Source organism: Paenibacillus sp. FSL H7-0735, from assembly GCF_038008505.1.
Lineage (GTDB): Bacteria > Bacillota > Bacilli > Paenibacillales > Paenibacillaceae > Paenibacillus_AQ > Paenibacillus_AQ odorifer.
Genome location: NZ_JBBOZH010000001.1, coordinates 634712 through 659427 on the forward strand (window position 1 = coordinate 634712; position 24716 = coordinate 659427).

At 46.6% G+C, this 24716-nt stretch carries 28 protein-coding genes and 2 riboswitches; of the genes, 21 read left to right on the forward strand and 7 right to left on the reverse strand.

Features of this window, described 5'->3' with window-relative positions; genetic code table 11:
- Positions 1-24 precede the first annotated feature (24 nt).
- Genes NSS82_RS02830 through NSS82_RS02840 form a run of 3 tightly spaced genes read left to right on the forward strand, consistent with a single transcriptional unit; the run spans position 25 to position 1807 of the window.
- Positions 25-843, forward strand: a complete 819-nt coding sequence (locus tag NSS82_RS02830; RefSeq protein WP_036682516.1) for a TrmB family transcriptional regulator — start codon at positions 25-27, stop codon at positions 841-843.
- Between the two features lie 25 nt (positions 844-868).
- Positions 869-1171 carry a hypothetical protein gene (locus NSS82_RS02835; RefSeq protein WP_038568522.1) on the forward strand — a complete coding sequence of 101 codons (303 nt, stop codon included), beginning with the start codon at positions 869-871 and terminating at the stop codon, positions 1169-1171.
- 42 nt (positions 1172-1213) lie between these two features.
- The gene (locus tag NSS82_RS02840) at positions 1214-1807 is read left to right on the forward strand and encodes a xanthine phosphoribosyltransferase (RefSeq protein WP_036682513.1); all 594 of its coding nucleotides are present in this window, start codon (positions 1214-1216) and stop codon (positions 1805-1807) included.
- Between the two features lie 113 nt (positions 1808-1920).
- Here NSS82_RS02840 and NSS82_RS02845 read toward each other — a convergent pair whose 3' ends face one another.
- The 3 genes from NSS82_RS02845 to NSS82_RS02855 form a co-directional block, all read right to left on the reverse strand.
- On the reverse strand, positions 1921-2877 hold the full coding sequence (locus tag NSS82_RS02845; RefSeq protein WP_052096739.1) for a diacylglycerol/lipid kinase family protein: 957 nt from the start codon (positions 2875-2877) through the stop codon (positions 1921-1923).
- A 111-nt stretch (positions 2878-2988) separates the two neighbouring features.
- Positions 2989-3327 carry a DUF4870 domain-containing protein gene (locus tag NSS82_RS02850; RefSeq protein WP_076103881.1) on the reverse strand — a complete coding sequence of 113 codons (339 nt, stop codon included), beginning with the start codon at positions 3325-3327 and terminating at the stop codon, positions 2989-2991.
- Between the two features lie 93 nt (positions 3328-3420).
- Positions 3421-4449, reverse strand: a complete 1029-nt coding sequence (locus NSS82_RS02855; RefSeq protein WP_339815310.1) for a serine hydrolase domain-containing protein — start codon at positions 4447-4449, stop codon at positions 3421-3423.
- A gap of 431 nt (positions 4450-4880) precedes the next feature.
- Here NSS82_RS02855 and NSS82_RS02860 point away from each other — a divergent pair, with 431 nt between their 5' ends.
- The 7 genes from NSS82_RS02860 (at position 4881) to NSS82_RS02890 (ending at position 10944) form a co-directional block, all read left to right on the forward strand.
- A complete protein-coding gene (locus NSS82_RS02860; RefSeq protein WP_019913840.1) occupies positions 4881-5069 on the forward strand; it encodes a hypothetical protein in 189 nt (62 codons plus the stop codon).
- A gap of 402 nt (positions 5070-5471) precedes the next feature.
- Positions 5472-6518, forward strand: coding sequence for a cytochrome c oxidase subunit II (gene coxB / locus NSS82_RS02865; RefSeq protein WP_038568530.1), 1047 nt, complete (start codon positions 5472-5474; stop codon positions 6516-6518).
- 126 nt (positions 6519-6644) lie between these two features.
- The gene (gene ctaD / locus NSS82_RS02870) at positions 6645-8492 is read left to right on the forward strand and encodes a cytochrome c oxidase subunit I (RefSeq protein WP_051491246.1); all 1848 of its coding nucleotides are present in this window, start codon (positions 6645-6647) and stop codon (positions 8490-8492) included.
- Positions 8489-9115, forward strand: a complete 627-nt coding sequence (locus NSS82_RS02875; RefSeq protein ID WP_036682507.1) for a cytochrome (ubi)quinol oxidase subunit III — start codon at positions 8489-8491, stop codon at positions 9113-9115. Before ctaD ends, NSS82_RS02875 begins: the two co-directional genes overlap by 4 nt.
- Positions 9116-9120: 5 nt before the next feature.
- Complete coding sequence (locus NSS82_RS02880) at positions 9121-9447, forward strand: cytochrome C oxidase subunit IV family protein (RefSeq protein WP_036682505.1); 327 nt, start codon at positions 9121-9123, stop codon at positions 9445-9447.
- An 85-nt stretch (positions 9448-9532) separates the two neighbouring features.
- Positions 9533-10453: a cytochrome c oxidase assembly factor CtaG gene (ctaG, locus tag NSS82_RS02885; RefSeq protein WP_076101359.1), complete on the forward strand. Its 921-nt coding sequence runs from the start codon at positions 9533-9535 to the stop codon at positions 10451-10453.
- 26 nt (positions 10454-10479) lie between these two features.
- Positions 10480-10944, forward strand: coding sequence for a DUF420 domain-containing protein (locus NSS82_RS02890; RefSeq protein ID WP_036682502.1), 465 nt, complete (start codon positions 10480-10482; stop codon positions 10942-10944).
- A gap of 352 nt (positions 10945-11296) precedes the next feature.
- On the opposite strand, the gene NSS82_RS02895 is transcribed toward NSS82_RS02890, so the two are convergent.
- On the reverse strand, positions 11297-11473 hold the full coding sequence (locus NSS82_RS02895) for a hypothetical protein (RefSeq protein ID WP_218641945.1): 177 nt from the start codon (positions 11471-11473) through the stop codon (positions 11297-11299).
- A gap of 443 nt (positions 11474-11916) precedes the next feature.
- Here NSS82_RS02895 and NSS82_RS02900 point away from each other — a divergent pair, with 443 nt between their 5' ends.
- From NSS82_RS02900 to NSS82_RS02925, 6 genes are all read left to right on the forward strand, one after another.
- Positions 11917-12645 (forward strand): hypothetical protein, encoded by a 729-nt coding sequence (locus NSS82_RS02900; protein ID WP_051490929.1) that lies wholly within the window; start codon positions 11917-11919, stop codon positions 12643-12645.
- Between the two features lie 61 nt (positions 12646-12706).
- Entirely contained in the window at positions 12707-13102 is a 396-nt protein-coding gene (locus tag NSS82_RS02905; RefSeq protein ID WP_036676688.1) for a GntR family transcriptional regulator, read from the forward strand.
- 19 nt (positions 13103-13121) lie between these two features.
- The gene (locus NSS82_RS02910) at positions 13122-14051 is read left to right on the forward strand and encodes an ATP-binding cassette domain-containing protein (protein ID WP_036676691.1); all 930 of its coding nucleotides are present in this window, start codon (positions 13122-13124) and stop codon (positions 14049-14051) included.
- A gap of 4 nt (positions 14052-14055) precedes the next feature.
- Positions 14056-14958, forward strand: coding sequence for an ABC transporter ATP-binding protein (locus NSS82_RS02915; RefSeq protein ID WP_036676693.1), 903 nt, complete (start codon positions 14056-14058; stop codon positions 14956-14958).
- Positions 14951-16231 carry an ABC transporter permease gene (locus NSS82_RS02920; RefSeq protein WP_076141852.1) on the forward strand — a complete coding sequence of 427 codons (1281 nt, stop codon included), beginning with the start codon at positions 14951-14953 and terminating at the stop codon, positions 16229-16231. Before NSS82_RS02915 ends, NSS82_RS02920 begins: the two co-directional genes overlap by 8 nt.
- 31 nt (positions 16232-16262) lie before the next feature.
- Complete coding sequence (locus tag NSS82_RS02925; RefSeq protein WP_143761263.1) at positions 16263-16457, forward strand: hypothetical protein; 195 nt, start codon at positions 16263-16265, stop codon at positions 16455-16457.
- 461 nt (positions 16458-16918) lie between these two features.
- On the opposite strand, the gene NSS82_RS02930 is transcribed toward NSS82_RS02925, so the two are convergent.
- From NSS82_RS02930 to NSS82_RS02940, 3 genes are read right to left on the reverse strand one after another with little or no spacing between them, the layout of a single operon-like run.
- Positions 16919-17371 carry a hypothetical protein gene (locus tag NSS82_RS02930; RefSeq protein WP_076272723.1) on the reverse strand — a complete coding sequence of 151 codons (453 nt, stop codon included), beginning with the start codon at positions 17369-17371 and terminating at the stop codon, positions 16919-16921.
- A gap of 40 nt (positions 17372-17411) precedes the next feature.
- On the reverse strand, positions 17412-17933 hold the full coding sequence (locus NSS82_RS02935; RefSeq protein ID WP_051490930.1) for a hypothetical protein: 522 nt from the start codon (positions 17931-17933) through the stop codon (positions 17412-17414).
- A 14-nt stretch (positions 17934-17947) separates the two neighbouring features.
- Positions 17948-18502: a hypothetical protein gene (locus NSS82_RS02940; protein ID WP_076272724.1), complete on the reverse strand. Its 555-nt coding sequence runs from the start codon at positions 18500-18502 to the stop codon at positions 17948-17950.
- 68 nt (positions 18503-18570) lie between these two features.
- Positions 18571-18735, reverse strand: a riboswitch (cyclic di-AMP (ydaO/yuaA leader).
- A gap of 419 nt (positions 18736-19154) precedes the next feature.
- A riboswitch (cyclic di-AMP (ydaO/yuaA leader) is annotated at positions 19155-19344 on the forward strand.
- A 252-nt stretch (positions 19345-19596) separates the two neighbouring features.
- Between NSS82_RS02940 and NSS82_RS02945 the strand changes: the two genes are divergently transcribed.
- From NSS82_RS02945 to kdpC, 5 genes are all read left to right on the forward strand, one after another.
- Complete coding sequence (locus tag NSS82_RS02945) at positions 19597-20013, forward strand: hypothetical protein (protein WP_036676842.1); 417 nt, start codon at positions 19597-19599, stop codon at positions 20011-20013.
- Between the two features lie 126 nt (positions 20014-20139).
- Positions 20140-20217, forward strand: a complete 78-nt coding sequence (gene kdpF / locus NSS82_RS32620; RefSeq protein WP_076101420.1) for a K(+)-transporting ATPase subunit F — start codon at positions 20140-20142, stop codon at positions 20215-20217.
- A 12-nt stretch (positions 20218-20229) separates the two neighbouring features.
- Entirely contained in the window at positions 20230-21906 is a 1677-nt protein-coding gene (gene kdpA, locus NSS82_RS02950; protein WP_036676707.1) for a potassium-transporting ATPase subunit KdpA, read from the forward strand.
- 16 nt (positions 21907-21922) lie between these two features.
- Positions 21923-23956 (forward strand): potassium-transporting ATPase subunit KdpB, encoded by a 2034-nt coding sequence (kdpB, locus tag NSS82_RS02955; RefSeq protein ID WP_076138246.1) that lies wholly within the window; start codon positions 21923-21925, stop codon positions 23954-23956.
- 55 nt (positions 23957-24011) lie between these two features.
- The gene (kdpC, locus tag NSS82_RS02960) at positions 24012-24620 is read left to right on the forward strand and encodes a potassium-transporting ATPase subunit KdpC (protein WP_076272731.1); all 609 of its coding nucleotides are present in this window, start codon (positions 24012-24014) and stop codon (positions 24618-24620) included.
- Positions 24621-24716 lie beyond the last annotated feature (96 nt).

Consider the following 24716-nt stretch of genomic DNA (forward strand, 5'->3'; position numbering starts at 1 on the left):
CTTAGGGCTTAGGGGGACAACAAGATGGAACAGCTGCTGCTGCATCTGCGCAATCTGGGCTTCACGGAGATGGAGTCCAAAATCATGGTCGAGCTTGCGACTAAAGGTCAGGCTTCTGGCTATGAGGTTGCCAAACAGCTCGGAGTTTCAAGATCAAATGTGTATGCGGCGCTTCAGCGCCTAACACAGCAGGGATATGTACGATGTGGTGAAGGAGAGCCTGCGCGGTATAGTGTTCTCAATCCAGAGGAGCTGGCGACGATGATCTCGGGAAGAGTTCAAGCTTCGCTGGCTTATATGGAAAGTGAGATGCCTCGCGGGGGGCCTGTTAGTCCTTCTTTTTATAATGTAGAGGGCGACCGCAATGTAATGGGGGCGCTGATTCGCCAGCTTAACATGGCAGAGCAGGAGATTGTAGTGGATATGTGGCGCGAGGAAGCGTCGCTTCTGCGGAGCGAACTTGAACAGGCCGAACTGCGTGGCGTTAGGCTTTTATGGGCTTTTGACGGTGGCAATGCTGCTGCTGCCTCTTACCCGGTATGGCCGTCATTCGGAAAAGATTCGCAGCGGGCGGATGGACGGAAGTTCTCATTTGTGATCGACCGGAGCTGGTGTATGCTGGGGATGCGTTATGATGATGGATCCGCACAAGCAGTGGTAACAGAGCACCCGGTGTTAGTGGAGCTGCTGTTGAATCATTTTACACAGGAAATGGTCTTATTCGAGCTGGAGCAGGATATGGGCGCAGAATTAGTAGAGCGTTATGGAGAACGTTACAGCAAAATTCATAGCAAATATGTTATGTATGATCAAGGCGATGATGGGGAAGAACAGGCGCAGTAGTTATTATCATAGGGAGGTGAGAAGCATGGAATGTATCGTTCATTTTGAAGTGGTGCACAATGATGGTCCTAAGAAATTGCGTGGACTATTGTTTCTGGATAAGGGAGCATCTCCTGGAGAAGCAGAACTGGTCGAAATGTTTAAGGATATGAATTTTAACGTGAGACTGGAAGACCGCGAGAAATTGATTTTTAAACCGGTAAATCCGGGAGATTTCTTGGAGATTCGAATTACGGGTTATGATAACGGTCAGGAAAAGAGCAAGGATGATCATAATTTAAAATCGATCGTTGGAAATTTATTGCCTCAGAAGCCGACAGGCCTGTAATGTGGGGAGAATGGATTTAATGATGGGAGAAGGAGGAGCACTATGGAGCTGTTGAGACAAAAGGTATTGAAAGAAGGTATTGTACTCGGGCAAGGAGTGCTCAAGGTGGATTCTTTTCTGAATCATCAGATGGACCCCTTCCTGATGCGCGAGGTTGGCCGTGAGTTTATCCGCCGGTTCGCTGGCGAAGAAATTACGAAGGTGCTGACTATAGAATCCTCGGGAATCGCTCCGGGGATTATGACAGCATTAGAGCTGGAGGTTCCATTGATTTTTGCCCGTAAGCAGAAATCGCTGACGCTGACAGAAGACATTTACGTGGAGAAGGTATACTCCTTCACGAAGAAAGAAACGAATGAAATTACCGTTTCGAAGAAATTCATTGCTCCCGGAGAACGGGTGCTGATTGTTGATGATTTCTTGGCGAATGGTGAAGCCGCCTTCGGACTTGCCCGTATTGTTGAGCAGGCGGGCGGAAGTGTGGTTGGAATTGGCATTGTGATCGAAAAAGCGTTCCAGCCAGGGAATCGGCTGCTGCAGGAAGCGGGATATCGCGTAGAATCACTCGTGCGTATCGCTTCGCTGGAGGACGGAAGAGTCACTTTCGTGGAAGACGAGGAAGAGCATCTTGTTTGAGTCTTTTGGAATGAATTCTCAGTCAAAAGCTATAGGATATACAAAACAGCAAGCGAACTGGTTACGAACCAGTCGCTTGCTGTTTTTTGTGTGTATGGTATGCACGGGTCAGGTTACCCGTTGCTGCCGCATGCCGCTGCAGTGTCGACGGGCAGCTGTACGCTGTCCGCCGCCAGCGGCGATAGCACCCGCAGCGCCCCCGGCTCGCAGCGAACGGCCAGCGGCCCTTTGCCCAGGCTCTCGCCGTCGCCGATCGCAGGCCGGGCCTCGGCAAAGCCTACGGCTACGCTACGTCCGCGCAGCATAGACACGAAGGGCAACGCCACATGCTTGCCCTTCAGTACCGTAGGGAACAGCCGCAGCAGCTGCCCGCGGCTGCACCCGTGCACGACGCAGACGTCGAGCTGGCCGTCATCGGCCTTTGCCTGCGGGCAGATCAAAAGCCCGCCGCCGTAGCTGGGCAGGTTGCAGATCGAGACCAGCCATGCCTTCTCGAAGGCATGCTCCGTGCCGTCGCAGACTACGCTTACCCGGCAGGGCTTGAACGTCATCAGCGTATGCAATATGCCGATGATATACGCCAGCTGGCCTGCTCCAATGGCATTGCACAGCCGTTTGTAACGGCTGGCATTCACATTCTCGGCCACCTGAGCATCAAAGCCGTTGGCAACGGCTGTTACGGTCAGTCCGTTTGCTCCTGAAAGCAGGTCTGCTTCGATATACCGCTCACTAAGGGCGGCCTCCAGCGCGGCTTCTATCGAAAGCGGGATGCCGAACCCCCGGGCGGTGTCGTTGCCGGAGCCGGCAGGAATTACGCCCATGGGGATATCTTTACCGCAAAGTGCACCCAAAATGCTATGGAGCGTGCCGTCACCACCGATTACAATCACAGCTTTCCAATCCTCGCGATGCTTTAGTGTATTTAAAACAAGGGCTTCTGCACCCTCTACGCTGTGCGTAAACAAGGACATGAAAGGCAGCGAACGCTCCTTCATGAGCGCCTCTACAGTATGCCAGGTCCGGCCGCCTGCTCCCCCGCCGGAACGCGGGTTTATGATAAATAGATACATATAATTTCCTCCAGCCTGTAGAATTCCATTGATGCCCTTTCTACATTGTAAGGAGTGGATGGGCAAAAGGGAATACTTTTCAGCGATCAGAAGGGGCTGCTTTTTGGGGGATTACAGATGGCGAATCTGACTTTCTGCGATATCACCTGCCCAAGGGAGTTTGTACCACCTGCCACTTAAGGCATGGTAGATCATTAATAGCCACAATCCAAAGCTGCAGAGAGAGACGAGGGCACTCATCAAGGGACCGAGGAAAGGGACCAATCCGGTTAGAACGTGGAGGATCATCAGCACTCCGAAGGTGATCAGTGATTGCAGTGAATGGAACAGCACAAAACGGCTGCGTTTCTCCAATGCGAGAAATACGACGCCGCCGAGAAAAGGGAAAAAGTAACACAACGCGCCCGCTATATTATCGGGCAATCCGGTAGATGATTTAAAAGGGGACAATAGGCTCACTCTCCTTCTGCTTGGAGAAGAAGGGGCTTGATTGTTCGAATCCTTCTTCCTTACAAGCCTATGACTTGTCAGGAAAAAGTATGTTTAGCTCATTGAAGGGAGAACATACTTTTCAAGCAGCTTGCGTGGGTTCTTCCAGTTGTTTGTCTTGCTCTCTGCTGTAAAGACCACGACAGTATCCAGATTGGGGAAGAGCAGAATCTGCTGCCCGCCATGCCCGTGGGCGAGTTTGTAGGGCTGCCCGCTCATCGTACCGATCCAAAACTGATATCCGTAATCACCAAACGCTGGATATCCCTTAGTTTGAGCGGTAAGTGCATCCTGCAACCAATGCTCTGGGATGATTTGCTGCTCTGCAAACACTCCATTATTCAGCAGGCAGATTCCGAATTTAGCCATATCCCGAGAGGTTAAGTGCAAGCCGATATGGCCCATGCTATGTCCTTCGGGACTAGGTAACCAAGCGGTATTAGCCATTCGGAGTGGAGTAAATAAATGCTGTGCTGCATAGGAAAATGCATCAAGACCTGTAGATTCACTAATCATCATCGAGATTAGATGTGAGTCGATGCTTCGATATTGGAACTGGCCGATATGTTCTGGAATAATGTTCAAGCTAAGGCCAAAGGAACCCCAGCGGCGGCTGCGATGGAGGTTCCGGACGAGAGGTTCACCGAGCTTCTTCCCTGTGATCCAGCTAAAGCCGGAAGTCATGGTAAGAAGATGACGGAGTGTGATTTTTGAGAGATGTGGGGAGTGAAGGTATGGAATATGCTTGTGAAGTACCTCAGATACAGAAATATGGAGATCAGGCATCTCGCCACGGTCGATAGCGATTCCCGTAAGGACACTGACAAAACTTTTGGTAGCAGAACGGAGATCATTTAATGCTCCAGCATGATGGTCGTTATAATAACGTTCGAAGATAAGGTTGCCATGGCGCACAATAAGTATGCTATGCATCTTGGGATATTCTTTTAGGATAGCTTGATGGGCTTGTTCAAGACCCTCCCGGCGTGTAGCTGTGTCCTCTGGCGTTGCGGTAGTCATTACGGGAATTACAGGCTGGGCCATAACGATCTCCTTCTCATTTGTTGATAAATGCAGTTTCACTTGCTGTATTGGTTATTGTATTTTAACCAGTTTGGAGACATATGACTTACGAAGAGAGTTGTAAAAAAATAATATTTTCCAAATAGTACATTTTACAAGGAAAGGTGGAAGTTAATCCGGAATATGATACAATATAACGATAAGGCCCGAAAGGAGTGATTCAGTAAGTGGCTCTTCGGGTAATAAAAGTGTCAAGGAGCTATCGTTCATCAGGCGTCCTTACTCTCAGCCCAAATCACGACGAACCTGCTTCACCGGCAAGGCGGTGTTTCAAAGGCTAGACATAGCTTTAGATTCCACGTTTTGACGGATAGTGCAAGCCACGTATGTGTAATGGATACTTCACTTGCATTCGAGGTTACGGCGTACTTTTCATCATGCATTCTCTACAACGGAGCATTCATTTTCAATGTTTTGGGAGGGAACTGATCATGGCAAGTAAAGGTCATAACGAAGTCAAGGAAAGTCTACGGGAAATGACACGCATTTTCCGGCCCAAAGATCCCAAGAAATTCGTAAAGGAGTACGTCCGAAAGTATCGGATTACAGGAGGCTATGAAGAGGAACTGACCATGGTCGTGGAACACGAGTTGGTACGGATGAATTCATCCGTCTCCTAGCTAACAGATACGTTTGTCACTTGCTTAACTTTAGACATCATTTTGAGTAATAACATCCACGAGGATTCTTATAAACCGTGCCCGAGCAACTTTTGTTGCTGGAATCGGTTTTTTTTGTATGCCCATTTACGAATAAGGAAAAGTCTTCCTCATAGAATAGTCAAATGAATTAATAGACACATTTTAAAGTGTATGCGCTTTCTTTATTATTTTTATTTGTTTGCGTTTTCATAAAATGCCATCAAATCCAGATGGGACAAGGGTTTATTGTGTCGAAAATTACAATGTGAACTAGTTGTGAACGATTGACAAAACTTTCCCTTAAACTTATATTAATAGTGATTGTTATAATTGACAGAAAAAAACAGGAATCTACGAAATCGGGAAAAGCGGGGTAGATCAATGATGAAAACGTGGCAGGCTGTAAAGCGACTCCTTCCCATGACCGCTATGTTTGGACTCTTTCTTGCCGGGTGCGGTCGTGAGGACTTGTCAGTACTCAGACCACAGGGACCTGCAGCAGACAGATCTTACGGATTAATGGAGCTGTCGATCAGCATTATGATCGTGGTGCTGCTGATTGTCTTTACGATTGCAGCTTATGTACTGATCCGCTTCCGCAGAAGACCGGGTCAGAATGAAATCCCTGAGCAGGTTGAGGGCAGCATTAAACTTGAGATTCTCTGGACAGTTATTCCGCTTATCCTTGTTGTAGTACTGGCCGTGCCAACGGTGAAAGCAGTGTTTGCCGCTGGAGATGATCATTCCAATGACAAGAATGCGATCAAGGTTAAAGTAACCGGCCACCAATACTGGTGGGAGTTTGAGTATACCGATTATAAGGTAACTACAGCACAGGATCTGATTATTCCGGTGGGCAAAGATATCGCCTTTGAACTGGAAACTAAAGATGTGCTGCACTCCTTCTGGGTCCCTTCTCTTTCCGGTAAAATCGATACCAACCCAGCTGGAACGATTAACCGCTTTAGCTTTAGTGCGCCTAATGAAGGCGTTTACCGTGGGAAATGTGCGGAGCTATGTGGGCCTTCTCATGGATTGATGGAATTTAAGGTGAAATCAGTTAGTGAACAGGAATTTCAGAAGTGGATTGATTCGATGAAAACGCCTGTCGCTGTGCTGCCGGAGGATCCTGCTTTAGCTGAGAAGTTCAAAGCGGCATGTCTGACTTGCCACGCTGTAGGCGATCAAGGGATTAATAATGCGCCGAACTTGACCGGAATTGGTTCTCGGGAGTCGATTGCTGGAATTCTGCTCAACGACGACACAAGGGAAGATGGTGCGCCGATTGAAGAGAATCTCAAAACCTGGCTGCACGACCCGCAATCCGTAAAACCAGGCAATCTGATGCCTAACCCCAAAGATCTGGGCCTGAGTGATGCTGAGATTGATGGCATTGCAGAGTATCTGGCCAACTATAAGCTGGACTAATGCCTTAGCCTAAAGGCGGGCGGAACTTTCGAAAAGGGGGGACGAACTTTGGCTCAAGCAGCGCATACCTTGAATTCATCCAAGCCTCTGGGGCACGGCCACAGTGTGAAGCGCCATACAGGACTTATGGATTGGCTAACAACCGTCGATCACAAAAAAATCGCGATTTTGTACCTATGGGCCGGAGGATTATTTTTTGGCATCGGGGGAATTGAAGCGCTTCTGATTCGCTGGCAGCTCATCAAGCCGATGAATAACTTTTTGGATGCACAAACGTTTAATGAACTCATAACCATGCATGGTACGACGATGATCTTCCTCGGCGTCATGCCAGTCATCTTCGCACTCATGAATGCCGTCATTCCGCTACAGATCGGTGCACGTGACGTAGCCTTTCCTTTTCTAAATGCACTTGGTTTCTGGACCTTCCTGTTCGGCGGGATTCTACTGAATCTTAGCTGGGTTATGGGTGGCGCTCCTGACGCCGGGTGGACCGCCTACACCCCACTATCTACGAGTACATACAGCACTACACACGGTGTAGACTTCTATACGATCGGCTTACAAATTGCCGGATTAGGGACCCTCATCGGGGGGATTAACTTTCTAGCCACGATCATTACGATGCGTGCACCGGGAATGACCTATATGCGGATGCCGATGTTCGCCTGGACCACATTTATCACTTCCGCCATTATTTTGTTTGCTTTTCCAGCAATAACAGTAGGTTTAGTACTGTTGACATTCGACCGGATTCTCGGAGCCAATTTCTTCGAAGTTGGAGCCGGAGGAAGTCCAGTGCTATGGCAGCATATCTTCTGGATATTTGGTCATCCGGAAGTTTACATTCTCATTCTGCCTGCCTTCGGGATTATTTCCGAGGTCATCCCAACCTTTTCGCGTAAAAGACTGTTCGGATATAGCTCCATGGTGTTTGCAACCATCTTGATCGCCTTTTTAGGCTTCATGGTCTGGGCTCACCACATGTTCACAACTGGACTTGGACCTGTAGCTAACGCGTTGTTCTCCGTATCAACGATGTTAATTGCGGTTCCTACCGGGATTAAAATTTTTAACTGGTTGTTCACGATGTGGGGCGGGCAAGTACGTTTCACAACCCCTAACCTGTTCGCTGTTGGATTTATTCCTACCTTCACTATGGGGGGAGTAACTGGAGTGATGCTGGCGTCCGCACCTGCTGACTTTCAGTTCCATGATACGTATTTTGTCGTAGCGCATTTCCACTATGTTATTGTTGGTGGCTTGGTGCTTGGCCTGTTCGCAGGTCTGCACTACTGGTGGCCGAAGATGTTCGGACGGATGCTGAGTGAGAAGCTGGGCAAGTGGACTTTCTGGACGTTTATCATCGGATTCCATCTGACCTTCTTTGTACAGCATTTCCTTGGGCTTATGGGGATGCAGCGCCGCGTATTTACTTATTTACCTAATCAGCAATTTGATTTCCTGAATCTAGTCAGTACCATCGGTGCAGGACTTATGGGTGTCGGTATGATTATTTTCTTGGTGAACATCTTCCTGACTTCCAGAAAACCAGCGGATGCAAGCAATGATCCGTGGGAGGATGGACGTACATTGGAATGGACCATTCCTTCACCGCCGCCAGAATATAACTTCAAGCAAACACCTCTTATTCGGGGGATTGATGCCTTCTGGAAAGAAAAAGTAGCAGGGAATAAAGGCATGACACCAGCAGAGCCGGTGGGCTCAATTCATATGCCGTCGGCAACGATTTTACCGTTTACGATGTCTATCGGAATTTTTATCGCTGGGCTTGGCTTTATGTTTAGCCGTGATGAATTCGGCAATGCTTTTATGAGCTTCCTGTTTAATAATTATATCGTTACAGCCATCGGTCTTATTATTACATTTGGATCCATGCTGATGCGTTCGCTGTATGATGATCACGGATGGCATATTGAACCTGAAGAGCTGGAAGGAAGTGAGCGGACATGACAACGGCACATGCAGAAGCTTCTAAGGATACCTTTCCGCACGAGCCGGAAAAAGCTACGCTCGAAGGACGCAACAAGGTTCTTGCCTTTTGGTTGTTTCTAGGCGGCGAAGCGGTATTGTTCGGCACGTTGTTCGCTACTTTCCTCGCACTGCGTAATCAGACGAATGAGGGGCCTTCGGCGAATGAGCTGTTTCACCTGCCGCTAGTAGCCGCTGCAACATTCATCCTGCTGGTTAGCAGTCTGACAAGTGTATTCGCTATTCAAGCGATGCACAGAAATCGGCCGGCTCTGCTACGAAATTGGCTTTTAGTGACTGTAGTCTTAGGTTTAGGTTTCCTGGTTTTGGAGATCTATGAGTTTACTCAATATGTAAGACACGAAGAATTCGGAATGACCACAAGTGCATTCAGCTCGGCATTCTACACACTGGTAGGATTTCATGGTGCGCACGTAGCCTTCGGGATCGCTTGGATCTCCATCTTGATCGGGCAGCTCGCCCGCAAGGGGTTAACGGTAATTACTGCACCAAAAGTGTATGTGTCAGCCATGTACTGGCATTTTATCGATGTGGTATGGGTCTTCATCTTTACGGTTGTATACCTACTCGGAAAGGTGGGCTAGGCACTATGACGACGGATCAGCATATGCCAGATAGCGGCGGGTATAAGCAACGTCATCGGCATGAAGGACCACAGAAACATATTGTTGTCTTTATTTTCTCCATTGTCTTAACATTGATTGCTTTCGCCGCTGTTGCGGCTGGGGGAGTAAATGCAACCTTTGCGATTATTTTGCTGCTGGTAATGGCTGTTCTTCAGGTGATTGTACAGATGGGCTTCTGGATGCACCTAAAAGATAAAGGGCATCTTCTGCCGATTCTCTTCATGCTGGGCGGCTTCTTTATCGCTGGGACCTGTATTGTTATGTCGCTGTATTGGGTTTGGTGGAACTAACGGACAATAATGAAAGAGGTGGGCTGCGATGCCCCCTCTTTTTGATGTTTAGATATAAGAATTCCTGCGCTAGGAGGTTGGGATTATGCTGGGATTAGAATACTTTAGCTTTGCTGAACTATGGAGTCCGCTTTTTCTAGCGGTAATGCTGCTGCTGACAGCAGGTTATTTTGTGTGGATTGGTCCGATTGCTGGGCGTTATGCCGATTCAGTTACGGTGCCATTTTGGCGTAGAGCGTTATTTGTCTGTGGGATGCTTGCCCTTTATCTGGCACAAGGAGGACCCATTAGCCTTTTAGGGCATATGATGTTTTCCTTCCACATGGTCAGTATGGCCTTGTCTTATCTGGTAGCGGTGCCGCTGATTATGCTTGGAATTCCAGATTTTATCTGGCGCAGGATACTAAAGGTGAATCCGCTTCGGCGGTTATCTTTTTTAGCTCATCCAGTGGTCGCTGCCCTATTGTTTAACGGACTTTTTTCCTTGTACCATATTCCTGTTATTCATGATTATGTGATGTTGCATTTTACTGTTCATCGTATTTATTACATTATTTTGTTCCTGACCTCTGCTTTAATGTGGTGGACGCTGATTAATCCGCTGCCGGAACATCGTATGGCTAGTGGGCTTGGGAAGATTGGGTTTATTTTTCTGAACATGGTATTGCTGACGCCAGCTTGCGGGCTGATTATATTTGCCGATCATCCGCTCTACGCCACTTACAGTGATCCAGAGACTTGGGCGCGTGCTATGGGCTATTGTATCTCGGGTGACCCCACTGTTTTACTTCAGAATTTTGGAGGTCCTGCATTCTTTGAAGTGATGTCGCCGAAGGTGGATCAACAGGTGGGAGGCATCGCGATGAAGTTCATTCAGGAATTTATTTTTGCCTCTATGCTTGCTTATGTGTTCTATCATTGGTATAAAAAAGAGAACGGACAAGACGACGATGAATTGTCGACGCCATCCTCAACACTTCAGGAGAGCAACTTGAACCGTGCATAACTGGTAGACTGCCGAGGGGGAGAATCATGGATATTTTCACAGTGTTCCCGACTATTAGTACGTCATTCATCGTGCTCAGCGCGGTGCTGGTGGCTATAGGTTGGTGGCTCATTATCAAGGGCAAACGCGAGGCGCATAAGAAAACGATGATTGCTGCCGCTATCGCTGCGCTGCTGTTTTTTATTGTTTACGTATCGAGAACGTTGTTTGTGGGGAATACCTCATGGGGCGGTCCGGATGAACTGAAGACGATTTATCAAGTGTTTCTGATCTTCCATATCGTCCTGGCAACCGTAGCTGCGGTATTCGGACTTACTACGTTAACTCTTGGTTTCAAGGCGAAGTATTCCAAGCACCGTAAGTGGGGCAGAGTGACATCGATAATTTGGTTTATCACAGCGATTACAGGCGTTATGGTGTACGTGCTGTTGTATGTTTTGTATCCAGGTGGACACACCAAGCCGGTGTGGGAAGTTATTTTGGGTGCGTAAAATAAGTGCTTGAATAGAGCACAGAGTTTAGTGCGTTGAGCGAATGAAGAGTATTAGAGAGTAGAACCGTAAATAGTTATGAAATAAGCCTATATATCTGTCTGTTCCTGAGTAGGGATTGCGGGTAATGGGCTTATTTTCATTTGTGGAGTTTCGGGGATCTGTCCTGAAATTGAACGAAGCTAGCTCGAAAAAGACGCAATCAGGGAAAACCTCCCTGAAAATGAACGAAATTAGCTAAAAAAGGCCATAATTAGGGAAATCCTCCCTAAAATTGAATGGAATTAACCCAATAACAGAGTAATAGCTGAATTTTTAGGGAGGAATTCCCTAAAAGCTCGTAATCTAAGCTCTATTTGGCTGATTTTAGGGAGTTTTTCCCTAATGTTTCTATTCCGTCCGGCAGTCGCCCATATCCCACACCTGAAACTGCACTAGCAGCCGAAACGGTATCCCGCACCCAAACCGCACCATCCGCCATACCCGCATCACACAATCGGAACTGCACCATTCGCCGCACACGCATCATACCCCCGAATCAGCACCACAGCCGCACTAGCACCCTAACCCGAACCAGTATCTGCTCCGCCACCCGCCTCTCTCAACGCACATCACACCAACACGTTGCATAGAAGCAGAGAGTGAGCTCTTACTAATTCATTCCACTGAATGAATTATCTAATAAACTCAATTATCCCAGTTACATTCGCCCCGTAGCATTCTGCCTCAATTCCCCCTCATTGTAGTTAATCTCAATAAATAAGCGGTACCTAACGTCTGAGAGTATCTCCATAAACTTGAAGTATGAGGTTGCCCAAACCTCCTATTTCTTTTGAATAATTTCCAGTTACAGGATTGACAATAAAAAACCAAGGTCATATACTGTGTATATAGATATATACAGTAAGCACAGGGATATGAACACCTGCTTCTGCTAGACGCTGAAGACATTGTAAAGCGAGGTTAGCATTAATGAGAACATTAAAAGATTCATGGTTTATGTTGCGCTCTGATTTTCGCGGAGACAAATTAAAAATATTAGGGACCCTCGTAATAACAGTTGTTTTTATGAGTTATCTTGGTGGACTGACTAGCCTGATAGCAAATGATGTACTAGGTGAGCAGGATCGGACGATGCTAGCGGATTTCTTATTTCTCTCCTTTATCCCCTTATTGGGATTAACATTCTCTCGCCGCTCCATGAAATATTGGAGTGAAGACTCTTACACAAAAATGTTGGTTTACTTACGGACTTTACCGATTCCAGCTGCAGTAATATTATCGCGGAGGAAACTTCAGGGTGTGGGCTCCTTTACACTAAATGGTACGTTATTCTTCGGTATTATTTACTTGTTAGGAGAGAATTTCCGGACAGAACTGGCGGTTCCTTCGTATATAGCTTTTGCGATTACTTGGCTCGGCTTCGGATTCATGGTCTCGGGTCTATATATTTTTATTGAATATCTTTTTAGCGGCAAAGCTTATCTATGGCTAACATTGCTTATCGTAGTTTTATCGTGGGCAACATCGTTCCTAGTTACACTGGGCGGAGGCAGTTTGTTCTTATACAGTATCTCCTATTCCAAGGAGTGGGGGTTGTTATCTCCGATCATGTGGGGGTCACTTCTGCTGGGGACAATATCTGTGCAATTATTCTCTAAATGGACTATACATCGGCTGAAAAGTCGCAATCTCGTATAAAAAATCGGAAATGGCAAGGACTGCGCTCTAGCACGCTAGAGTGGAAGGCGAGGTGTAAATAATGTGGATACCGGTACAAATCAACGAAAATAGTGCAGAGCCCCTCTATCATCAAATAGAGACTCAGCTTAGATCATTAATCATTAGCGGAGTCATTACAGAAGGTACGCTGCTGCCCTCAATTCGTGAGTTCGCAGGAGATCTGAAATGCAGTGTAATTACCGTGCGGCGGGTATATCAGGATCTGGAGAACGAAGGTTTGCTGCGAACGCGACAAGGAACAGGTACCTTTGTATCCCATGTAGGTGACGGAGCAATGGAAGAATATAAACGGGAAACGGTTGGCAAAGCACTTGAAAGTGCAGTGGATATCGGCCGATCGGTACATTGCAGCAAGGATGAACTTGAACAGATTTTTATGGAGATTGTAGAACGCAAGTATAGAGAAAAGGATTGAGAGGGGGGCGCTTACTCATATGGTACAGATGGCTATAGAATTGCGGAATGTACTTAAACGGCGGCGAAACAAGACGATAGGGCCGCTGACCCTGAATATGCCTAAAGGATATATTACAGCTTTGGTAGGTCAGAATGGTTCCGGCAAAAGCACACTGCTGAATCTGCTGATGCAGCTGACTAATCCAGAGGAAGGCGAGATATATTGGTTTGAGAACAGGTATGATAGCGGGTTGTCTCTGGAGCTTCGCCAGACCATTGCCTATGTTCCTGAAACGTCAATTACTGAGGAGAACCACTGGAATGCAGAGGAGGCAGCTCGATTTCGGAAGTATTGGTATCCAAATTGGGACGATCAATATTTTCAGGAGCTGATGGATCGCTTGGAGGTTCCGTATCATATGAGACTTTCGAAGATGTCTAAAGGGGAGCGTCGGAAATTCGAAATTGCTGCAGCACTTGCGGCGCGGCCAAGTCTGCTGCTATTGGATGAACCTTCATCAGGTCTTGATCCTTTTGCCTGGAAGATTATGATCGAGACACTTCGTAAATATATGGATGAGAACAACGCAACGATCATCATCTCCACACACATTGTGGATGAGGTGCGGCGGCTGGCGGATTATATCGTCCTTATGCATCGGGGAGAACTGCTGGGCATGGCTGAAAAAGACAGTCTGTTCGGTGCTTGGACCGAGGTTTGGGTGAATGCTGCGGATGAAGAGGAGCTTGCGGAGTTATCGGCTGAGTTGCCAGGAGGCTTGCACTTTACAATGGATACACCGGGTGTAGCTTCTTTTATCATAGAACAATTTTCTGAAAACGAGAAACGCATTCATAACTTGGGCGTAAAGGTTATCAAGAGCCGCAGTTTGGAACTGGACGAAATATTAAGTTTATGGACACAGGGTCATCGTCCTATTCTAATTGACCACAAGAGAGGGGACTAGAGAAATGGAAGCCTTAAAGCTGGAAAGTGTAGTTAAGCAATATGGAGAAAAAACCGCAGTAAACGGAATTAACCTAACTGTAGGTAAAGGGGAAATTTACGGATTACTGGGGGCGAACGGCGCGGGAAAAACAACCACGATGCGTATGGTACTCGGCCTAATCTACCCTGATGAGGGCAAAATTTTGTATAACGGGAAGCCTTTCAACAGTGAACTGCAGCAACTTATGGGTTATCTGCCCGAAGAACGCGGGCTATATCCTAAGGTGAAGATCAGCGATCAAATCGTTTACTTAGCCCGCCTGCGTGGGATGTCAGCTAGTGATGCAGATAAGAGCTTGCGCTATTGGCTGGATCGATTTGAGGTTCCGGATTATTACAATAAAAAGATAGAAGAGCTTTCCAAAGGAAATCAGCAAAAAATGGGCTTTATCGCCGCTGTCGTTCATAAACCGCAGATTCTGATTCTAGATGAAGCTTTCAGCGGGCTGGACCCAGTAAACGTGGAGCTGCTGAAAGATACGGTCAAAGAATTGCGTGATTCGGGAACAAGTATCCTTTTCTCTACGCACCGGATGGAGCATGTAGAAGAGCTGTGCCGTAACATTACGATTCTCGATCGTTCCAATACGGTCGTTCAAGGGGATATCCGCACGATTAAGAATGGCTACCCGCGGGAAGAAGTATTGCTGCGTACAGCTAATGAGGTAAAAGGTCTGGAGTCCATCGCAGGCGTTACAGCAGTGAAACGGCTGGAGCGTGGGTATCTGTTATCGATCAGTGAGATCGGTGCAGCACAGCGTATTTTACAGCAGGCGATAGCACAGGGTGAAGTGGAGCATTTTGAAATCAAGGAACCTACGTTAAACCAAATCTTTATCAGAGCGGTGGGTGAATCTAATGAATAAGATGGGGACAATTATCGGCTTTACCTTTAAAAATAAAGTTAGAACGAAATCATTTATGATTACTACTTTGATTCTAGTATTATTGCTCAGCATAGGGATGAATCTTCCCTATATCATCGATCAGTTTAAGGGTGATTCGGCCAAAAGTGAAGTTACTCAAATTGCTGTGATTGCTGAAGAGGGAAATCAGGTTGCAGAATTGTTGAAGGCTTATACTGCGCCAGAGGGCATGCCACAGGCTAAGATAGTACAATATGCTTCTGCGGATGATGCCGAGTTAAAGAAAGCATTAGATGAAGAGACAGTAGAAGGTTATGTTACTTTTGCAGAACCTACTGGTGAAGGGCTTCCACCCGTTACTTATCACAGTAATGATGGAGAACTAAACGGAGATGTTCAAGTTTATCTTCAAAATGCACTTCAGCAAGCAAACACACAATTCATCGTTGGCGACAAGCTGACCTCTGAACAGATTGCTGCAATGTCAACACCAGTGCAGATTACTACACAACAGCTTAAGGCAGGCGGTGGCAGTGAAAGCTCTCAGGAGGACACTCCGGCCATTAACTACATTATCGTATATGCCATGCTTATGTTGTTCTTTATGTCCATTATGATGACAGGCAACATGATTGCCGCTGAGATAACCTCTGAGAAAAGCTCGCGGATTATGGAGATTCTCATTACAAGTGCCTCACCTTTAGCGCAAATGTTCGGTAAAGTTATCGGTGTTTTCCTAGTAGGAATATTGCAAATTGGGATCTTTGTCGCAGCGATCGTCGTCAATTTGACGCTCCCGCATAATGCGACTGTATTGGCTGATTTTGATCTCGATTTAGGCCAGCTCAATATTAACTTGCTGCTCTATGGATTTGTCTTGTACGTATTAGGTTACTTCCTCTATGCCTTGATGTATGCGGCTGTAGGTTCGATTGTCAGCCGTACGGAGGATCTCGGTCAGGCGGTAATGCCAATCATGATGTTAGGCTTCGTAGCGTTCTATGTTCCACTGTTCAGTATCTCCAATGCAGATACTCTAGTGGTTAAGATAGCGAGTTATGTACCTTTCACTTCACCATTGACGATGCTGCTCCGAATTGGTGTCGGTGAGGTGGCGATCTGGCAAGTCATTGTATCGCTGCTGATCCTGCTTGTGACTACCTTCATCTTCGGATGGCTGGCAGCCAAGATCTATCGTACCGGCGTACTGATGTACGGCAAACGCCCAAGTATTAAAGAAATCAGAAAAGCAATGAAAGCATACAAGATCTAAGAAGGCCTCATATAACTTTTAGGGAGTGCTAATGATGTCTACAAGCGAACAATATACCATTATGCTTTTAATGAGTTCGGTATCACTGGCTTCGGTTAGTAGAATGCTTCCGGATGGCTCCACTTTTATGGATTTCGTTCAAGGCGTATTGACCGGTGTTGCTATAGTGGGGATGTTGGCAGGATTGTGGATGTACAGTAAGGCGCGTAAGAGTAAGGCACAATAGTAGGTACTGAATTTTCGGGGGGATCCTAACAGCCATTTATGGTTGCTGGGATATCCCCGTTTTTGAGTTGGCAATCTCTTTGTATACGAGCTGATATAGCTAACGGACCCAGCAACACTTAAATGCAACAATCATCGAGATTTGGCAAGATATCGGACACAATAGTCGCTATTGGCATGAAAAACAGTGAATTAGTAGCTCTTTTAACCAAATAGTTGCACTGGAGTCCGATACTATGCTCAAAAGGCGATAAACGTGCAAATAACGATATCTGGGTCCGTAAGCCTTGCCTTGGTGGAAGATGATTAGGGCCTGCTTGAAGACGATCCGAGACGCTCATCGCTCGGGATTTCTACTGGAGTCCGAACGCCGGCCAAATTTGAGGAAAAGCTTCAATTAAAGGCTCCTGAGTCCGTTAGATGCTTCATGCGCTTAAAGATCGTCTGAATTCTAGTCAGTGACTAAATTATAGAAAGATTTGCGCTCGTTAGTATATCCGCTTGGGCGGTCATCTGCTCCCGTACAGCTCTAAGCTGTGCTTTCAGTGCAGGAACACTTTTTTGCAGAATAACGCTTATTTGAGAAAGAGGCAGCTTTAAGCCGTACCACAATACCTTCACAAGCTGTTCCTCCCAAGGTATTCCCTTAGCCGATAGAAGAGAGCGCCGGGCAAAAGAATCAGCACACTGGCGAATACAAGTGCGGTAAGCGTGGATAGAGAATAACTGAGGGTCGAAGTTATCCTGACGATATATTTTATGAAGCTCTGTGAAGGTGCGGATAGTAACCTTGTCTGCCTCATTAGATTGTTCTAATAACATGGAACTGAGTACGTAGACTTCATTAGTATACTTTTGAACACACTCTGCAAATTTAGCACTGTAGGTGGACACGGGAGGTAAGGGGTCAGGCATGGTGAACACGATCCTTTCAGAATGAGAGATTTGCTTGAATCTATAATATAGAAAAGTAAGAGATGGATTTATTGATAAGATCGGCGGTGTCTGGTTCCGGGCAACTGTGTTTCTGCTGGGAGGCAGTGGATAAAGCTTTGGAAGGTTTGTAGTAGAGCCGTTCACTTCTGGAATTGCTCCCCCCAGCTGCAACACTGTACAGACGCCCTTGCTGAATATGCCCAGCCAAGGATTTACCCTGGAGCTTGGCCTTTAAATCCTGCAAAGCACCCTGAACTAGCTCAAGCTTAACCTGCTCCCAATCTGAACCTTCGCGGCGGACCTTATCCAGCGCTTCCTCAAGACGGCAATGACAGATAGCCCGTAAAAAAGAACTCCATTTAATGAGATCGAAATTTTTGGTGTTGGCAGAGATTAGACAAGCCCCCCAACTGCAACCTCCCTTACAGGTGAGCTTCAGAATACCATAACGGCAGCCTTCAGCCCCTTCCATTCCATAGTGAATAGGCTCGGGTTCATCCAATACAAATACTTCAATGCGGGATAGTCTGCGCTGGTCCATAGTAGGGTTCCTCCTTAGATTTCCAAAAGCTTTAAGTCTACATGATGAGTGACACTAGCCTTTTCTACACAAGCGAGCATTTCCATTTTATTCTCACAGACTGCGGTATGCTCTAGCCATAGTCGGAACTTCTCTTTCCGTATAACAGATAGATGTAAGGGAAAGGTGCTGCGGGATCTCAAGACATACCAACCGGCGCTTACATCTTTCCAAGGCTCCTTGAAGGCTGTAAACCACGGGAGTTTTTGATGCGATGACCAATCCTGCTGCTGTTGTTGTTCTCGAATTTTTTTATATATTTCATATACAATCTTAGAGTCTAAACAGTCTTTACAAGAAGAAGGTGTACTGAATTGGCGAAGGGCTTGGATCTGGTTCTGGCCAAATGCATAACCTACAATGTACTTGTGATTATTTTCTTCGAACCATAAGGCCCCGAAACAAACGTAATTTAGACTTATCGGCTCAAGCAGCCCTTGATGTATCCCTAAATAATAGTGCTTCAAAACATTCACCCCATCCAGCGTGCTATCACCTAATAGGCTCAGGTAACGCAAAAACCGCAGCAAGAGGAGGACCTCTGCTGCGGTTTTGGATTACAGGCAGATATACCTGGGCCAAAGCGTGGCGGATCAAGGGTCTCTCTCTTTACGCTTACGAGGTTAGCTGTCGGATTCGGACGGTGAGAGTCGCCCTACCTATTGAGACTTACGCAGTCTCCTTTGGATTCACCCCAAGTAGGCCAGGTGGCCTGATGGTTCCCCCGTTCCCTGCGAATGCAGGAACTCAGCGTTGATTGTTTTTCATGAATTAGATTCAACCCGAATCATACTCTTTTCAAGATTTTCTGTAAAAAACGGAAAATGTTCTTTTAGAGCGATTTTAACCATATCCTGCCGACTACGACTGAAAAACGAGGTAAATAGGTATTTATGGCGTGTTATCGCGCCTCTTTCTCGCTCAACCTCAGCTTCTTGCGTTTCTACCTATAAAGGGAATTTGCAGTATTTTCACCCTAAAAAGGTGAATAAAATCACATGGGTTATAGATAGCGATTAAACGCTCGAAACTCGAGTAAACAAGAGATATAGAGAGATTAGATATCAAGTAAGCGCTATCTAATGGGAAAATAGTTTTTAATTTGCATTATTTTGGCATCATTCAGGTTTTACAAGTCTTCGTGCATAAGAGTATGATTACTCCTGTTTCAACGACAATCGAATATTTGATCCGCTTAATTTCCGATAAGGAAAGCGGGGGAACCAACAATCGGCAGCCGATGTGAGAGTCGGAAGCTGATTATGGGGTGAATCCTGTAGAGGGTGCGAGTGAGCTCGCATCTATACAGGTAGGGCGACTCTCACCGCCCGAATCCGACAGCTAACCTCGTAAGCGTATGGAGAGAGGATGAGTGCAATGTGACCGCTAGCGAGCCACAGAGGAGATCCTTTGTGGCTTTTTGCTGTGCTCTTAGAAGCAAAGCATTTATGGAGGCCTCCCCCAAGAGGTCGCTAAATTCATCATTAGCGGTATTTGTAAGGCAGCGTCTAATGACGTGACACAACCGAGCTTTAGGTTGTGCCCGAAAATGACGATAGGTCAACATCCTTTCGGAGATTTTCGTTGCCTCCTTGTTGTAAATGAGCAGGAGGAGAAAAAAGAGATGACGGATCAGAATGAATATGTGCTTGTATGTGCGCCTACAAAGGCGGGAGAACATTTCATTAAACTTCTGAAGTTCAGGGGTATTAAGATGGCGGGATTAACCAACAATCTGGCTGAGAAAGCTTTACTAGAGGAGCTCGGAATCGAGCAGGTTATTCTAGTGGATACCCGCCATCAGAGCACTTGGTTTCGCCCATCGTTCCCGGTAGGCAGGGTATATCTGTTTGAGAGCAGCTTTCCGCTTTGCTGCCGCTATATTCAGATGTGCCGTACCTGGACGACACAGCCAATTTTTGTGATTACAAGTTCTATAAATCCTAGATTGGTCTATAAAAGACTTGGTGCGAGCTATGTAATCTATTCCCATAGTGGTGATGCTGATTTTCTAATCGATAGATCACCTCATCAAGGATAATGGAAGGAGTGCGGAAGATATGATGGATCTGTATATGGTGGCTTCGTTAGCTGTAATTTACGGGTTATTTTATGGCTTTATGCGCTGGTGCGCAGGTGTAGTTGAGGATACGGGGAGGGATAAGCTGTGATTCTAGTAATCGCTGTTACCCTACTGTTGTTTATATATCTGGTTTACGCGTTGATTCATCCTGAGAAATTTTAAGGAGGGGCATTCATGGGCATTTTGCAAATAGTCGTCGTAATTGTAATTCTCATCTTGTTGGTCAAGCCGATGGGGACGTATTTATATCATGTATTTTCTAACGAACCGAATCGTACGGATCGCTGGTTTGCAGGCACAGAGAAAGGTATTTATAAGCTGATCGGCCTGAAAAAACGGGACGGAATGTCCTGGAAGAAGTATGCACTCAGCTTTGTTTTAACTAATATCGTACTGGTTGCTTTCAGTTATATTTTTCTAAGATTACAGCGGGGATTGCCGCTGAACCCGAATGGAATTGCCGATATGGAACAGACGCTTTCATTTAATACGGTGATCAGCTTTATGACCAATACGAACCTGCAGCATTATAGCGGGGAGACGGGACTATCGTATTTTTCACAAATGGCAGTCATCACGATGATGATGTTCACGTCTGCAGCGAGCGGATTTTCTGTTGCGGTTGCTTTTGTCAGAGGGATTACAGGACAGAAATCAGTCGGGAATTTTTTTGAGGACTTCGTAAAAGCACATATTCGTGTATTCATTCCATTAGCTCTGCTAGTTTCATTGGTGCTGGTAGGATTGCATGTGCCACAAACGCTCAAGCCATCGCTTGAGGTCACTACACTCGAAGGGCAGACGCAACAAATCGCTATCGGTCCAGTCGCTTCTTTGGAGTCAATTAAACACTTAGGTACGAATGGTGGCGGCTTCTTCGGAGCCAATTCAGCGCATCCTTTTGAGAACCCTAATCCACTTACGAACGTTCTGGAGATTCTCTCTATGTGGATGTTGCCAGCCTCTTTGCCATATATGTACGGGTTGTTCGCTAAGAACAAACGTCAGGGCTGGGTGATTTTCACAGCAATGATGACCTTGTTCGTTCTGCTGCTGGGGCTGAATTATTATGCGGAAACTAAAGGGAATCCCGCTATTAATGCGCTGGGGATCGAGTCTTCGCAAGGCAGCATGGAAGGTAAAGAGGTACGTTTTGGGATCCCGCAATCTTCTCTGTTCACTTCGGTAACAACGGCAGCTACGACAGGTAGTGTTAACAATATGCATGATACGCTAACACCGCTGGGTGGCATTACCCCTCTGGCCCTAATGATGCTCAATAACGTCTTCGGGGGAAAAGGTGTAGGACTAATCAATATGCTGATGTATGCCATCATGGGCGTCTTCTTATGTGGACTAATGGTTGGCAGAACACCAGAGTTTCTCGGGCGAAAGATAGAAGCCAAGGAGATGAAGCTGATTGCGATTGCTATCCTTGTGCATCCGTTCATTATCCTTGTACCAACAGCAGGTGCGTTCTTAACGGGCTTGGGCAACGGTTCCATTACGAATCCCGGATTCCATGGACTTAGCCAAGTGTTATATGAATATGTCTCTTCTGCCGCGAACAATGGTTCAGGATTTGAAGGGCTTGCGGACAATACCACCTTTTGGAATGTTACAACCGGGATCGTAATGCTGCTTGGCCGTTATGTCTCTATAATCGCAATGCTGGCAGTTGCAGGTTCACTGATCCAGAAGAAGCCGGTTCCTGAGACGATTGGCACATTCCGCACAGACAATGGTCTGTTCACCGGAATTCTGATTGGTACGGTAGTGATTATCGGTGCGCTGACGTTTCTGCCGGTCATTGTGCTCGGCCCGATTGCAGAATATTTGACCTTACGGTAGGAAGAGGGAGAACAAGATGAGTACTGTAAAAAGAAAAAAGCTGCTGACGGGACCCATACTCCTAAGCGCTGTAAAGGATAGCTTTATTAAGCTTAACCCGGTGACGTTAATCAAAAATCCGGTCATGTTCGTAGTCGAAATCGGCACGATTATTGTATTGCTTATGGTACTGGCCCCCGGATATTTTAATGCAGAGAAATCGGTAGGCTTCAATATCACGGTGTTGTTCATTCTGTTATTCACAGTGCTGTTTGCCAACTTCGCTGAAGCGCTGGCTGAAGGCCGCGGGAAGGCACAGGCGGATTCGCTTAAGAAAACGAAACAGGATATCACAGCTAATAAGCTCGTTGGAGGGTCTGTGAAGACCGTTTCTTCCTCCGAGCTGCGGAAAGGAGATATCGTGATCGTCAGTCAGGGAGAACTTATCCCTGGCGATGGTGAAGTGATTGAAGGGCTGGCCTCCGTAGATGAATCGGCAATTACAGGTGAATCTGCACCTGTTATTAAGGAAGCCGGCGGAGATTTTGGCTCAGTCACAGGCGGCACCCGGGTAGTTAGTGATGAGATTAAAGTCAAAATTACCAGTGATCCCGGTGAGTCATTCTTGGATCGGATGATCTCCCTCGTTGAAGGGGCGAAACGTCAGAAGACACCCAATGAAATTGCACTAAATACACTCTTGATCAGTCTGACGTTGATTTTCCTGATTGTAGTAGTGACCTTGCGGCCAATTGCGACTTATCTGGGTGTTGATCTAGATATTCCTGTTATGATCGCCCTGTTGGTCTGTCTGATCCCGACCACAATCGGGGGACTGCTCTCCGCTATCGGGATAGCAGGGATGGACCGCGTCACACAGTTTAATGTCCTTGCTATGTCAGGGAAGGCCGTTGAAGCTGCCGGCGACATTAATACAATGATTCTAGATAAGACCGGTACGATTACTTTCGGAAACCGGATGGCGAGTGATTTTGTGCCAGTTGGAGATGAAACGGAAGCTGAGCTTACGGCTTGGGCAGCTATTAGTTCGCTAAAGGATGAGACTCCGGAAGGACGTTCTGTTATTGAGCTGGCTAAGAAGCTGGAACGCAGCTATGACAGCAAACTTGCTGAAGGCGGAGAGTTCGTGGAGTTTAAGGCTGAGACCCGGATGAGTGGTATAGATCTGCGGGATGGACGATCTGTTCGTAAAGGGGCAGTCGATTCCGTGAAGAAATGGGTACAGTCGAAGGGCGGAGTCATTCCCGCGAACCTCGACAGTAATTCCGATGCTATCGCCCGGATGGGGGGGACCCCGCTTGCTGTTGCGGTAGACAACCGGATTTATGGACTTATTTACTTAAAGGATACAGTTAAGCCAGGCATGAAAGAGCGGTTCGATGAGCTGCGAAAAATGGGAATCAAGACTATCATGTGTACAGGGGACAATCCGCTGACCGCAGCTACTATTGCCCGTGAAGCAGGGGTAGATGATTTTATTGCAGAGAGTACACCTGAGGATAAAATAGCGGTTATCCGCCGCGAGCAGAACGAAGGCAAGCTGGTGGCAATGACTGGTGATGGTACGAATGACGCACCTGCCCTCGCCCAAGCTGATGTGGGCTTAGCGATGAACAGCGGGACTACAGCCGCTAAGGAAGCAGCAAACATGGTTGATCTGGACTCCGATCCCTCGAAGATCATTGAGGTTGTAGCTATTGGTAAACAGCTACTGATGACGCGGGGCGCGTTGACAACGTTCAGTATTGCGAATGATATCGCTAAATACTTCGCGATTATTCCGGCAATGTTCATGCTAGCTATTCCTGAAATGGAAGCCCTGAATGTCATGGGATTGGGTTCACCTAGCTCGGCAATTATATCTGCATTAATATTTAATGCAATTATTATTCCGCTGCTGATCCCATTGGCGATGAAAGGTGTCTCATATAAAGCGATGAGTTCTACGAAGCTGCTGGGACGTAATATTTTTATCTATGGTTTAGGTGGGGTAGTCGTTCCTTTTGCGGGCATCAAACTTATTGATTTGCTCGTAAGTGTATGGATATAACAACGGATTAACTAATCATTGAAAGGGTGAGAGCATCGTGAATAACAGAAAATCGATTGCGGACGCTGAAGAACAGTTGTCACCATCGAAGGGTGCTAATTTCTTTATCATATTACGGCTATGTCTAGTGTTTGTTGTTCTCTGCGGAGTGATTTATCCTCTGACTACTACAGCGATTGCTCAAGTTCTGATGCCATCGCAAGCAAACGGCAGTCAGCTGAAGAATGACGCTGGAGTTGTTCTGGGTTCAGAACTCATCGGGCAGAGCTTTACGGACCCGGCGTTATTCCATGGCCGTGTATCCAGCATTGATTATAAAGCGGAAGCTTCAGGCTCCAATAACTACGGCCCATCCAACCCGGATATGCTGCAGCGGACGAAGGATTCCATCACACAGTGGCAGCTGGATAATCCGGATGTCCCTGTAAACAAGCTGCCGGTTGATTTAGTAACCAACTCGGGTTCAGGTCTTGATCCGCATATCACTCCTGCGTCGGCAATTGTGCAGATTCCCCGGATCAGTAATTTGACCGGGATTCCAGCCACGCAGCTGGAAGAGCTAGTGAGTAAGCAGACCGAAGGCCGCGATCTAGGGCTGTTTGGTGAAGAGCGGGTAAATGTTCTGAAGTTGAACATGGAGCTGCAGAAATTAACGAACAAATAAATATAGCTAATATCCCTGCCCGATTGTTCAAACTGGGTCAGGGATATCTTGCTTTCTGGCATAGAAGAGTGAATGGATGAACGGGTTATTAAGGAG